Raw genomic sequence first — 11,960 nt, 5'->3', positions numbered from 1 at the left:
TTAATTCCACTGGAAAAAGTTTTGACTTGCGAGCGGGAAGGTGGGTATCTGGGGAGACTGGGAAGAGTAGCGACCGCGAGGCTTGCGATGCGCGGCAACAATCAACGACAGGGAGGAAGTAAAATGCGATCTGACAGGAACATGATGCTGGCGACGCTGCTCGGCGTTGCCGGTGTGCTCGCGGGCGGTACCATTCTGGCAAGCGCGCAGGACGGCCCGGCCGGGCTCACCAAGCCGGCGGTATTTGCGCCGTTCGATCCGAAGGCGCCGGCCTGCAGCCCACCGCCCGGCCTGAGCAAGGTGCTGGCCTTCGCGCAGGACAACGAGCGTGAATTCATGCAGGGCGTCGACCGCGGCCTGGCCGCCGCCGCCAAGGATCGCGGCCTGGAATATCGCCGCGCGCTTGCCAACAATGACGCCGCCAAGGGGGTCGAGCAGGTGCAATTGTTTCTCGCCTCCAAGATCGGCGGTCTGGTCGCAGCCCCCGTGGACCCGGCCTCGATGAGCCGCAGCCTGCAGGAGCTTATCTGGTCGGGCGCCTATGTCGGCACCATCGTGCCGCCGCCGGCGACGTCGCTGCTCAACGCGCCGCAATACGAGACCGGCAAGGTGCTGGCCGAAGCGGCCGCGGCCTACATAAAGGACAAGCTCGGCGGCAAGGCCAATGTCGTCATCCTGTCGCATGACAGCATGGAATTCCTGGCGCCGCGCTTTGCCGCCATGCGCGACATCTTCAAGGCTATGCCAGGCGTCACCATCGTCGCCGACATCTCGCCCAATCCCGTCAACAAGGAAGGCGGCTTTGCCACGATGAGCACCATTCTCCAGGCCCATCCCGACGTCGATGTCGTGCTCGGCGCCGACACGGTCGTGCTCGGCGCGCTGGCTGCCCTGGAAGCGGCGGGCAAGGCGCGGCCGGACCAGTTCCTTGGCGGCATCGACGGCGAACCGGAGGCAGTCGCCGCGATCAAGAAAGGCGGCGGTCCCTACAAGGCAAGCATCAGCCTGGCGTCGCCGGTCTTCGCTTATGCCATGGGCCAGCATGCCGCCGACTGGCTGGAGGGCAAGAGCATCCCGCAGGCGATGGATATCCTGCCCGTGGCGCTGACCAGCGACTACATGGCCCAGTACGAGGCCGATGTCGCCGACCCGGCCGCGGTCTACAAGGACCCGAAGCGCCGCGACATCTATCTCAGGATGTACGGCAACATCTGCTACGACACGCGCGACCAGTATGTGAATTTCCCCTGGTCATCCGAGGCAAAGTAGCGCCTGTTTTTCCCGCGCGATACGGGCGGGTCAGCCTGACCTGAAACCGCCCGCTTCAGTCAGAGGCTAGCATGAGCACAGACAGCCTTCGAACGGGGACGACACCGCTGCAAACGGGCCGGTTTTCATCCTTGCTGCCGGGCGTCAAGGCGCCGGGCGAAGCGTCTGGCCGCATCGGGCTGGCGCTGGTCGCGCTGGGCTTGATCATCGCCTTCTCGCTGTTGAACAAATCCTTCTTCAGCCTCGACAATTTCGTCGTCATTGGCGTCAACTCGACCTCGATCCTGATCGCCGTGCTCGGCACCTCCGCGCTGCTGATCGCCGGCTATGTCGACCTCTCCATCGGCAGCATGGTCGCCTTGATCGGCATCATCACTGCCAAGGTTGCGGTGGCGACGCAGAGCGCGCCGCTGGCAATCTGCGTCGGCCTGGGTCTGGGCCTTTTGCTCGGTCTGCTCAACGGTCTGCTGGTGCGCAGGCTGAGCATCTCGCCGTTGATCGTCACGCTGGCGATGCTGGCGCTCTATGGCGGCCTTGCCTTCGTCGTCTCCAGCACCGCGGTCTATGGTTTTCCCGAGGCTCTGCTCGAATTGGGGCGGGGCAAGATCTTCGGCATCCAGTACACCGTGATCATCGCCGCATCTGTCTTTGTCATCGGAGCCTTTGTCTTGACCAGCACGGTCACCGGCTTGAGGCTCTACGCCATAGGCGGCGACCCGCGCGCAGCCGAACTCTGCGGCATTCCGGTGGGGCGCACGGTGGTTGGCCTCTACGCCGCCAATGGCTTGCTGATCGGCCTGGTCTCGGTTCTGATCGCCGGTCGTCTCGGCAGCATCACGCCGACCATCGGCGTTCGCTTCGAGCTCGACGTGCTCACCGCTGCAATTCTCGGCGGCGTTGCGTTTTCCGGCGGCTCCGGCAGGCCGCTCGGCATCGCCATCGGTGTTGCCACCATAGGCATCCTAAATGCAGGATTGATCTTCGTCGGCCTGCAATCATGGTGGCAATCCATTTCGGTGGGAAGCATGCTGTTGCTGGCGTTGGTGGCCGACCAGGCTGCGATCGGTTTTCGCGGCCGGCGCGCTCGGGCCGCCGCGACCAACTTCACGGTGGCGGACAATGGTGCCGTCGCCTCGGCCGGCCCTGCCGTGACGGCGGGCAATGCAGAAGCCCCGCAAGGTCCGGCATTCTCGATTGCCGGCGCCCGCAAATCCTACGGCGCGCTGACGGCATTGGAAGAGGCGAGTTTCACGGTCGGCAAAGGCGAGATCGTCTGTCTGCTCGGCGACAATGGCGCCGGCAAGTCGACGCTGATGAAGATTATTTCGGGCGCCATCCAGCCCGATGCCGGCGCGATGACCCTCGAGGGCCAGCCGATTTCCTTCAGGAGCCCGCAGGATGCACGCGGCGCCGGCCTGGAGACGGTCTATCAGGATTTGGCGCTCTGCCCGAACCTCAGCGTCGCCCACAATATGATCCTCGGGCGTGAGGAAACGCGGCGTTGGCTCGGTGTCTTCCCGGTTCGCGACGACCGAAAGGCCGCCGAGCAGTGTCGTGCCCGGCTTGCCGCGCTGGGCGTCACGCTTCGCGACGAAAACGTTCTGGTGCGCTCGCTGTCGGGCGGCCAGCGGCAGTCCATCGCCATTGCCCGCGCGCTTGCCGATCACGTCAAGCTGATCTGCCTCGACGAGCCTACCGCCGCGCTCGGCGTCAAGCAGACCGCGCAGGTCGTCAAGCTGATCCGTTCGATCGCCGCCAGCGGCACCGGCGTCATCCTGGTCACGCACGACCTGTCGACGGTCAGGGCGCTGGCCGACAGGATCGTCGTGCTCAGCCTCGGCAGGGTGGCTTACGACGGCTCGGCCAAACAGCTGACCGCCGATCAGCTCTGGGGCCTGATGGCAAGCGGGACGCTGGCGCCGGCCGCTGGGTAGGAATGCCGATCGCAGGATCTAAAGCTCGAGGCAGACCTTGCCGAAATGCCTTTGCGCTTCGTAGTGCCTGAAGGCGGCGGCGATATCCTGCAGTGGAAAGCTGCTGTCGATGACAGGCTTCAGGCGGTTGACCTCTATCGCACGGATCATGTCCTGCTGGTCGGCTTTGCTGCCGATGGAAATTCCGCTGATGCGGATCTGGTTTGAAAACAGCGCCGGGATTGAAACTTCTGCTGCAAAGCCGGTCAGGACGCCGATGAGTGCGATATGCCCGCCTGTCCGGCAGGCCGCTATCGACTGCGCCAGCGTCGCCGGTCCGCCGACCTCGATCACATGATCGACGCCGCGTCCGTCCGTCAGTTCCCTGGCCCTGCCGCCCCACTCCGGCACCGCCTTGTAGTTGATGACGCTGTCGGCCCCGAGTCGTCTGAGCTTCTCCAGCTTCTCTTCATCGGACGACGTGGCGATGACCCTTGCGCCGGCGGCCTTGGCAAATTGCAGCGCAAACAATGACACGCTGCCGGTGCCAAGGATCAGCACCGTGTCGCCGGGCTTTACCTTGCCGCATGTCACCAGGCCGCGCCAGGCGGTGACGCCCGTGCAGGTCAGCGTTGCCGCCTCGAGATGCGTATAGCCCGCCGGCGCCGTGGTGAAGGCCTGCGCCGGCATGCACACATACTCGCTTGCGAAGCCGTCGAAACTGTCTCCGGGAATGTCGCGGCTTGTATCGGATCTCATGTCGCTGGCCAGCCACCAGGGGTAGAAAACACTGACGACGCTGTCGCCCGGCTTGAACGTGTCGACGCCGTCACCGATCGCGATCACCTCGCCGGCGCCATCCGACAGCGGCACGCGGCCGTCGGCGAGCGGCACCTTGCCCTGTACGGCGAAATCGTCGCGCATGTTCAGCGCGCAGGCGCGAATCCTGACCAGCATTTCTCCCGGCCCAGGCCGGGGCTGATCCTCCTCGACCAGGTCGAGCTTGTCCAACCCGCCCGGCGCTCTCAGCCTGACCAGCTTCATAGTCTCTCTCCGACGTAAAGAGCGTTAGCATGGCGGCGGCGGTCCAGCCTATCGCCGGACCGGCCGGCCGGAAATCACGCGCAGCCAAGGCGCCAGATGGACGGCGCTCATCAAGAGATACATCAGCGGCATGCCGGTGAGCGGGGAGGCATCGGCCCCCAGGCACGACATGACGCCGTCGCCGGCGTGAATGCAGGTAAGCAGCGCCATCACGGCGAAAACAGGGGCCGCGGCGAGGCACAGCCACTCGGCGGTGCGGAGAGAAACTGCATCGGAGCGTTGAGGGACCTCACTGCCGGTGCCTGTGCCGATATCGCTCATGGTCGTAATCCCTTGATGATCAATGCCCGGGTTTCCTGTCCCGTGCCGGACAGGAAACCAAGCCGGATGGGGGCCGCTCCAGGTCCTTACTTGCCGTCCTTGTTGCGGAACGCGGCTTCGCCGGCCGCCGACACTTCCTCCCACGTCTTGTCGGGTGCGGCGTCGTAATTGTCGTGCCAGTTCCACCAGCTGTAGAGCTCGGTCTGCGGATAGCCTTCGGGCGAATCCTCCCAGATTTCCTGGCGGCCGAGCGGCGTTGCGTCGAGGTAGCTCCAGACCGTGCCCATCTGCTCGTCGCCGCGGTTGTTGATGAAGTAGGTGCGATACACTTTCTTGCCGTCCTGGATGAACACGTTGTGGCCGTGCCATTCGTCGACGCCGAAATCCTTGTCGAAACTGTCGGTGATTGTGTACCAGGGCATCTCCCAACCCATCCGCTGCTTCAAGCTGGCAATGTCGGCCTGCGGCGCGCGGGAGGCATAGGCAAGCGTGGTGTTGCGGGCGTTGAGATGGGCGAGATGGCCGACCTGGTCGGCGCCGAGCGAACAGCCGCGGCAGGCATGTTCGGGCCAGCCGTGGACGCCGGGTTCGTAGAAGGCGCGGTAGACGATCAACTGGCGCCGGCCCTCGAACAAATCGAGCAGGCTCGCTTTGCCGTTGGGACCTTCAAACACATAGGCCTTGTCTACTTCCATCCATGGCATGCGCCGGCGCTCGGCCGACAGCGCGTCCCTGGCGCGCATCGTTGCCTTTTCCTTCACCAGCATCTTTTCGCGCTCGGCTTCCCATTCCTGCCTTGAAACGACCGGTGGGGTCTTCATTGCCACGTGCTTGGTCATTGCTTGTTTCCTTTGCCAGTTGTTGAGCCGTTGTGGCTTGTCGTTGCCTGTTGATCGTGAGGCAGGCTAGGGCCGCGAGGCGGCGAGGGCGGAGTTACAAATGTGACGGCATTTGCAGGCGGGCCACCGCAGCAGGGGTGGCGAGGCCGCACGGTGGGCTCGAAGTCCTCGGAAGCAGGCATGGTCGGTTTTTCCTTATTGAGAAGCTTAACGCGACTGTCTGAGATGCTCAGGCTAGCGAATGCGAATATTGCCGTCAACGCAGGCCTGGGCGTCTTCAACCAGTCCAGATGGCTAGGTCGCCGTCCGCGGCTTGCTGCTTGGCGGTGGTGACTTAAGTTAGGGCCGATAAGGGGAGCGGTGGGAGTTACAAATGTGACGGGATTTGCATGGACTCGCTGATCACCGCGGCAGGGCTGGCGCTGGCGGCGGGCAATCCGCTGGCGGCACTCGACCGCGTCGCCTTGCGCGAGGATGCCCCGGCGCTGGCGTTGCGCGGCATTGCCATGGCGCAGCTCGGCGATTTCGATCGCGCCAAAGTACTGTTGCGTAGGGCCGGCCGTGCCTTCGGTCCAAAGGAGGCGGTGGCGCGCGCCAGGTGCGTTGTCGCCGAAGCCGAGATCGCACTTGTTTCGCGTGATCTCGGCTGGCCGTCCAAGGCGCTCGACGCGGCGCGGTCGACATTGGAAAAGCATGGCGACCGGCTGAACGCGGCGCATGCCGGGCATCTCAAAGTGCGCCGCCTGCTGCTGATCGGCCGCCTCGACGAGGCTGAAGACGTGCTGGCTGGGCTCGATCCGTCGCCGCTTCCGCCGGCCTCACGCGCCGCGCATGAACTCGCGGTTGCCGGCATCGCCATGCGGCGCCTGAAGACGAAGGCCGCGCGCGCAGCCCTTGAGTGGGCGCGCCATGCCGCCCGCCGGGCCGGCATTCCGGGTCTCATGGCGGAGGTCGACAGCGCCTTCCTGGCGCTGGAGACGCCGGCGGCGCGGCTGATCGCAGGCGGCGAGGAGCATCCGCTGTTGCTCGAAGAAGTCGAGGCGCTGCAGGCGTCGCGCGCGCTGGTCGTCGATACGTTCCGCTATATCGTGCACAAGCAGGAAACAACGATCTCGCTGGCAACGCGGCCGGTGCTGTTTGCGCTGGCGCGCGCGCTTGCCGAAGCCTGGCCGGCGGATGTGCCGAGGGCGACGCTGATTGCCCGCGCCTTTGGCGGCCGGCATGCCGATGAATCGCATCGCGCCAGGCTGCGGGTCGAGATCGGCCGGCTGCGCGCCGAATTGCGGCCGCTGGCGGGCATCGGCGCGACCAGCCAGGGCTTTGCGCTAAAGCCGCGCGAAGCAGGCTCCGTGGCGGTGCTGGCGCGGCCGATCGAGGAGCGGCACGCCGCGGTGCTGGCCTTCCTGGCCGATGGTGAATCCTGGGCCAGCTCGGCGTTGGCGCTGGCGCTGGGCGCCGGACAGCGCAGCGTACAGCGGGCGCTCGAGCAGTTGGCCGAGACCGGCAAAGTGCAGTCCTTCGGCCACGGCCGGGCGCGGCGCTGGATGACGCCACCGGTCGCTGGTTTCACGACCACCTTGTTACTCCCGTCGCCGCTGCCGAACGGCTAGGAAAGGTGACCATGATCGAGGACCAGGACATGAAACATTCAGCAGCGGAAATCCTGCGCGAATACGGGCCCTTTCCTGATGTCGACACCGTGCACGGCGTGAGCTTCGACGGACAGAATGTCTGGTTTGCGACGGGCGAGCGGCTGACCGCCTTCGATCCGGCAAGCGGCGAGACGCTGCGCTCGATCGATGTCGCGGCACATGCCGGCACCGCCTATGACGGCCGGCATCTGTTCCAGCTCGCCGGGGACCGCATCCAGAAGATCGACCCCGATACCGGCAAGGTGCTCTCCACCATCCCGGCGCCCGGCGGCGGCCGCGATTCCGGCATGACCTGGGCCGAGGGCACGCTCTGGGTGGGGCAGAACCGGGAGCGCAAGATCCACCAGATCGATCCCGAGACCGGGAAAATCCTGCGCACCATCGACTCAAACCGCTTCGTCACCGGAGTGACCTGGGTCGATGGCGAGCTCTGGCACGGCACCTGGGAAGGCGACCAGAGCGATGTCCGGCGCGTCGATCCGCAAACTGGCAAGGTGCTGGAACGGCTCGACATGCCGGCGGGGGTGGGCGTTTCCGGGCTCGAATCCGACGGCGGCGACCGCTTCTTTTGCGGCAGCGGCCCTGGCGGCATGGTGCGATCGGTGCGTCGGCCGAAGTAAGGCCGTCAAGTATTGGGCCGGCAGCGTATTTCCTACGGTCATCCCGCCGAGATCATATCCCGGAGCCGTCGAGCAGCGGGACGTCTTCGCCTTGCCACGGACTTGGCATTGAAGCCCGGCTCAGATTGGCCGTCGGCAGCGGCATCCAGCATTTCAACTCCGGTTCGGGGTATTCGATCACCCGTCCTGGCGACGAATCGGAAGAGCGCCAGCCCTCCGTGCCGAACTGGTCGGCGCGCGACCAGTAAGCGAGGTCGACCTCGGCCGGCCCCTGTTCCGATGGCCTGACCGTGACCAGGATGCGGCTGCCGTCCTTGGGGGCGCTCGCCATGTGCCGCCAGCGATCGGGTTCGTCCATTCTCATGTCCTCCTGCACGTTGCAGGGATAGTCGCCGCGCGCTTGGCAGCGGTCAACCCGAACTTTGCCCAAGCACGAGATCTGTTTAGCACTCCCGCGCCGTCGGCCGAAACAAGATCTGGTTCATGTCGACCTCGTCGGGCTGGCTCACGGCGAACGCCCCCATGGCGAAAGAATCCGGATGCCGGGCCGCAACAGGAAAATCGAAACCGGCATGTGAACGGGCTCACATGCCGCCACTGCAAGGAACGCTATGGGACGTCCGGCCATGACAGGGGTTTCGGATGACACTTGCTGATCTGTCTTTTTATCTTTTCACTATTTTCAATGGCTTGCGGGTGGTGTCCTACCTGCCGCAGATCGTGCGGGTGGCCCGGGACAGGCACGGGGCGTCGGCGATTTCCTACGCGACCTGGCTGTTGTGGACAGGCGCCAACGCCACGACGGGACTCTACGCCCACATCAATCTGAACGATCCCGCTCTGGCGGCGATCAACTGGCTGAACGCCGTATGCTGCGTGCTGGTCATCGCGCTCACCGCCTACAAGCGCCATCGCGCACGGCTTCCGGTTGAGGAAGCCGCAAGCCGGTCGGAAGCGACCGCTCTGATGGTCGACAATGTCTGCTGAAGATCACCGCGGCAGATTGCGCTTTTCGAGGCCGCTCTCAGACATGCACGGTGCCATGCGAAAGCTCGCCCTCGTCGCTTGAGATGAGGAAAGCGGCTGCGAGTAGGCCGACATAGAACAGCCCGACCATGCACACGACATAGATGCCTGGAACCGGGCCGAGCTGCGCCACGCGCGCGGCGTCGAGAAATGACGCGCCCAAGCCTATCGGCGACCCTTCGCGCTGCAGACTGGGCGTCGTGATCTTCAGCACCCACGCCAGCATCAGGATCGTGTACATGAAAATGTAGTTGCGGCGCAGCCGGCGCACCAACGCCGCGCGTTGCGAGATCAGGAAGCGCGGCGAACGCAGGCCTTCGCCGACGATGGCCAGCCAGTTGGAGGCGTAGTCGGGCTGCGGCGAGAAAATCTGCGCGAAATAATAGCGCTCGAACTGGCGCACCCTGGCCCGGTAGACGTCGAAGAAACGATAGCGCCGCGCCTCGATCCATAGCAGCAGCGTGGTCAGCAGCATGGCAAAGAGCAGCACCCCATGATGGGCGCTGGGCGTCGAGAGTGAGACTGAGAGCATGGCGGCGACGACAGTAATCGCCCAGTTGCTGGTACGGTCCAGCCGGTCGCGCCAGCCGGCCATGCGGGCGATTTCGGCGCGGTGGAAATGCGACATGGTGGCCACGAATTCCGATGAGGTGAGCTTCAGCGCGAACGCATCAGAGGCCCGCGGCGCTGCAGCCGCTTCGTCGGTTTTCACGGTCTTGACCTGGGACATCCCTTGCCACGCGCCTCCCAACGCCATGGCCGGCCGAAACGACGCCGGTCATCCCCATCCGCGCAACGCGCAATCGGTTGAAAATGTTCCGTCGCCGGCCCGGGTCTCGGCGGTTTATCCGCAGTCAGATAGGCCCGTTATGCGATTCAGGTAAGGAGGAACCTGCGGCGCGCCAAGGGAGCGTGGCGTGCAACCGATCTCGCCCGCAAACGTTATACCGGGCACGATGAGGGGGTGCATGTCCTTCGTGGTCAACCGGCGCCGGTCGGTCGCGCTTGCCGCGGCAGCCTTCGCATTCATGCCGGCCGCATCGTTGGCAGCCGAAAAGACCGGCATGTCCAGCGAGGGCATTTTCGTTCTCGAAATCCTCCTTCTGCTTCTCGTCGGCCGCGGCATCGGCGAATTGCTGGAGCGTCTCGGCCAGCCGGCGGTGATGGGTCAGCTCATCGGCGGCATCCTGCTCGGGCCATCGCTGCTCGGCTGGCTATTGCCGGAAGCAGAACGCGTGATCTTTTCAGGCGACGCCACCCAAAAGAGCATGATCAGCGCCATCGCACAGCTCGGCGTGTTGATGCTTCTGTTGCTCACCGGGATGGAGACGGATCTGCGGCTGGTGCGCAGGGTCGGCCGTGCGTGCTTTTCCATCTCCGCCGCGGGCGTCGCCGTGCCTTTCGCGCTCGGCTTCACCGCCGCACAGCTCATGCCGGCCTCGCTGCTGGCCGACGGAACCGAGCGCATTGTCGCCGGTCTCTTCCTCGGCACGGCGCTGTCGATCTCCTCGGTCAAGATCGTCGCCATGGTGGTGCGCGAGATGAACTTCATGCGCCGCGATCTCGGTCAGACCATCGTCTCGTCGGCCATCATCGAGGACACGATCGGCTGGGTGATCATCGCCATCACCATCGGCATCGCCACCAAGGGGCGCTTCGAGCTCGGCAGCCTTGCCTTCACCATTGTCGGCGTTGCCGCCTTCATGGGGTTTTCCTTCACGATTGGCCGCCGCATCGTCTTCGACGCCATCCGCTGGACCAACGATACGTTCCGCAGCGAATACGCCGTCGTCACCGTCATTCTCGCCATCATGGGCGCAATGGCGCTGATCACCGATCTGATCGGCGTCCACACCGTGCTTGGCGCCTTCGTCGCCGGCATACTGGTTGGGGAATCGCCGATCCTGTCGCGTCATATCGAAGGGCAATTGCGCGGCGTCATCATGGCGCTGTTCATGCCGGTTTTCTTCGGCGTCGCCGGCCTTTCGGCGGATCTCACCGTGCTTGTCGACCACGAGCTTGCGCTACTCACGGCCGCTTTGGTGCTGATCGCCAGCTTCGGCAAATTCGCCGGCGCCTTCATCGGCGCCGAGCTTGCCGGCATGAGCCGCAAGGAAGGCATCGCCGTCGGTTGCGGCATGAACGCGCGCGGCTCGACCGAAGTCATCGTCGCCTCGATTGGCCTGTCGATCGGCGTTCTGTCGCACGATCTTTTCACCATGATCGTGACCATGGCCGTCATCACCACGCTCGCCATGCCGCCGACCTTGCGTTGGGCACTCGGCCGCTTGCCGATGGGCGAGAACGAGAAGAAGCGTCTGGAGCGCGAGGAGATCGACCAACGCGGCTTCATCGCCAATCTGGAACGACTGCTGGTGGTGACCGATGAGGGCGTTGTCGGCCGCTTTGCTGCTTACCTCGCAGGAGTCGTGGGCGCCGGCAGGCCGACGACGGTGCTGCATGCCCGAGGCGAGGGGGAGGAGGCCGAGCCCGGCACGGATGCGAAGCTCGAGCCGATCGAAAAGGGTGCCGAGGACAGCCGCGAGGCCGCCAGGAGTTCGGACGAGGAGCTGGCCCGCGCGGCGCCTGTCACGCGGCGCCACGAGGCCGAGCTTTCGGCCGAAACGGTTGCCAAGGAGGCGCGCAAAGGCTATGGGCTGCTGCTGATCGGGCTCGGCCGCGCGGTCACGTCGAAAGGTGGGTTTGCCCGCCGCATCAACGAGATCGCCGGCGCCTTCGAGGGCCCGCTATGCCTGGTGCTGAAGGCGACCGGCGCCGGCCGCCAGATGCCAAGGCTAGGACCTGAAGGCGGGAAGATTCTGGTTCCGGTCAACGGCACCGCGATCGCCCGCCGGGGTGCCGAAATGGCGCTGGCGATTGCAGCGGTCACGGGTGCGCGGGTCAAGATACTTTATGTCGCGCGCGTCGGCCGCGACGAACCGCGCGACACTGTCTCGCATCGCCGCAGGGAGGCGGTGCTGAAGGATACCGTCGCACTAGCCGACCGCTATGGCGTCGAGATCGAGACGGCCATCCGCAGCCGGGCCGCCGCCGCCGATGCCATTGCCCGCCAGGCCGGCAGGGGGGCGGCGCTGATCGTCATGGGCGTGGCGCGGCGCCCTGGCGAGGAACTCTTCTTCGGCGAGACGACCACCGGCGTGCTGCAGCGCTGCCAATGCCCGGTGGTGCTGATCTCGGACGCCAGGCTCAGCCGCGACGACGAGGGCAGAGAAGAGCTGCGCTCGGGAACGGGGACAGGGTGATGAGTATTTCCCC

Annotated in this window: 11 protein-coding genes; 6 read left to right on the top strand and 5 right to left on the bottom strand. The window is 65.2% G+C overall.

The window, feature by feature from the left end:
• The first annotated feature begins 123 nt into the window (after positions 1 to 123).
• Together NKH22_RS24710 and NKH22_RS24705 are read left to right on the top strand one after the other, a co-directional pair.
• The gene (locus NKH22_RS24710) at positions 124 to 1,269 is read left to right on the top strand and encodes a sugar ABC transporter substrate-binding protein (RefSeq protein ID WP_032895848.1); all 1,146 of its coding nucleotides are present in this window, start codon (positions 124 to 126) and stop codon (positions 1,267 to 1,269) included.
• A gap of 71 nt (positions 1,270 to 1,340) precedes the next feature.
• Positions 1,341 to 3,203, top strand: coding sequence for an ATP-binding cassette domain-containing protein (locus NKH22_RS24705; protein WP_084779757.1), 1,863 nt, complete (start codon positions 1,341 to 1,343; stop codon positions 3,201 to 3,203).
• Between the two features lie 18 nt (positions 3,204 to 3,221).
• Here NKH22_RS24705 and NKH22_RS24700 read toward each other — a convergent pair whose 3' ends face one another.
• From NKH22_RS24700 to NKH22_RS24690, 3 genes are all read right to left on the bottom strand, one after another.
• On the bottom strand, positions 3,222 to 4,226 hold the full coding sequence (locus NKH22_RS24700) for a zinc-dependent alcohol dehydrogenase family protein (RefSeq protein ID WP_023693809.1): 1,005 nt from the start codon (positions 4,224 to 4,226) through the stop codon (positions 3,222 to 3,224).
• A 48-nt stretch (positions 4,227 to 4,274) separates the two neighbouring features.
• On the bottom strand, positions 4,275 to 4,547 hold the full coding sequence (locus NKH22_RS24695; RefSeq protein ID WP_352911383.1) for a hypothetical protein: 273 nt from the start codon (positions 4,545 to 4,547) through the stop codon (positions 4,275 to 4,277).
• An 86-nt stretch (positions 4,548 to 4,633) separates the two neighbouring features.
• The gene (locus NKH22_RS24690) at positions 4,634 to 5,386 is read right to left on the bottom strand and encodes a DUF899 domain-containing protein (protein ID WP_023695474.1); all 753 of its coding nucleotides are present in this window, start codon (positions 5,384 to 5,386) and stop codon (positions 4,634 to 4,636) included.
• 389 nt (positions 5,387 to 5,775) lie between these two features.
• Between NKH22_RS24690 and NKH22_RS24685 the strand changes: the two genes are divergently transcribed.
• Positions 5,776 to 6,996: a hypothetical protein gene (locus tag NKH22_RS24685; RefSeq protein WP_023685490.1), complete on the top strand. Its 1,221-nt coding sequence runs from the start codon at positions 5,776 to 5,778 to the stop codon at positions 6,994 to 6,996.
• Positions 6,997 to 7,025: 29 nt separating this feature from the next.
• On the top strand, positions 7,026 to 7,658 hold the full coding sequence (locus NKH22_RS24680) for a Vgb family protein (RefSeq protein ID WP_023730380.1): 633 nt from the start codon (positions 7,026 to 7,028) through the stop codon (positions 7,656 to 7,658).
• A gap of 52 nt (positions 7,659 to 7,710) precedes the next feature.
• Here the strand turns inward: NKH22_RS24680 and NKH22_RS24675 are convergent, their stop codons facing one another.
• Positions 7,711 to 8,016 (bottom strand): hypothetical protein, encoded by a 306-nt coding sequence (locus tag NKH22_RS24675; protein WP_023689804.1) that lies wholly within the window; start codon positions 8,014 to 8,016, stop codon positions 7,711 to 7,713.
• A 284-nt stretch (positions 8,017 to 8,300) separates the two neighbouring features.
• Here NKH22_RS24675 and NKH22_RS24665 point away from each other — a divergent pair, with 284 nt between their 5' ends.
• Positions 8,301 to 8,645, top strand: coding sequence for a PQ-loop domain-containing transporter (locus NKH22_RS24665; protein WP_023673886.1), 345 nt, complete (start codon positions 8,301 to 8,303; stop codon positions 8,643 to 8,645).
• Between the two features lie 37 nt (positions 8,646 to 8,682).
• Here NKH22_RS24665 and NKH22_RS24660 read toward each other — a convergent pair whose 3' ends face one another.
• Complete coding sequence (locus NKH22_RS24660; protein ID WP_023673885.1) at positions 8,683 to 9,414, bottom strand: DUF2270 domain-containing protein; 732 nt, start codon at positions 9,412 to 9,414, stop codon at positions 8,683 to 8,685.
• A 238-nt stretch (positions 9,415 to 9,652) separates the two neighbouring features.
• Here NKH22_RS24660 and NKH22_RS24655 point away from each other — a divergent pair, with 238 nt between their 5' ends.
• Entirely contained in the window at positions 9,653 to 11,947 is a 2,295-nt protein-coding gene (locus NKH22_RS24655; protein ID WP_023735438.1) for a cation:proton antiporter domain-containing protein, read from the top strand.
• Positions 11,948 to 11,960: the final 13 nt, after the last annotated feature.

It is taken from the genome of Mesorhizobium sp. M1252 (assembly GCF_040318265.1).
In the GTDB taxonomy this organism is placed as follows: Bacteria; Pseudomonadota; Alphaproteobacteria; order Rhizobiales; family Rhizobiaceae; genus Mesorhizobium.
Note: the sequence above shows the minus strand (reverse complement) of the source record. Positions and strands in the feature narration are given on the sequence as shown.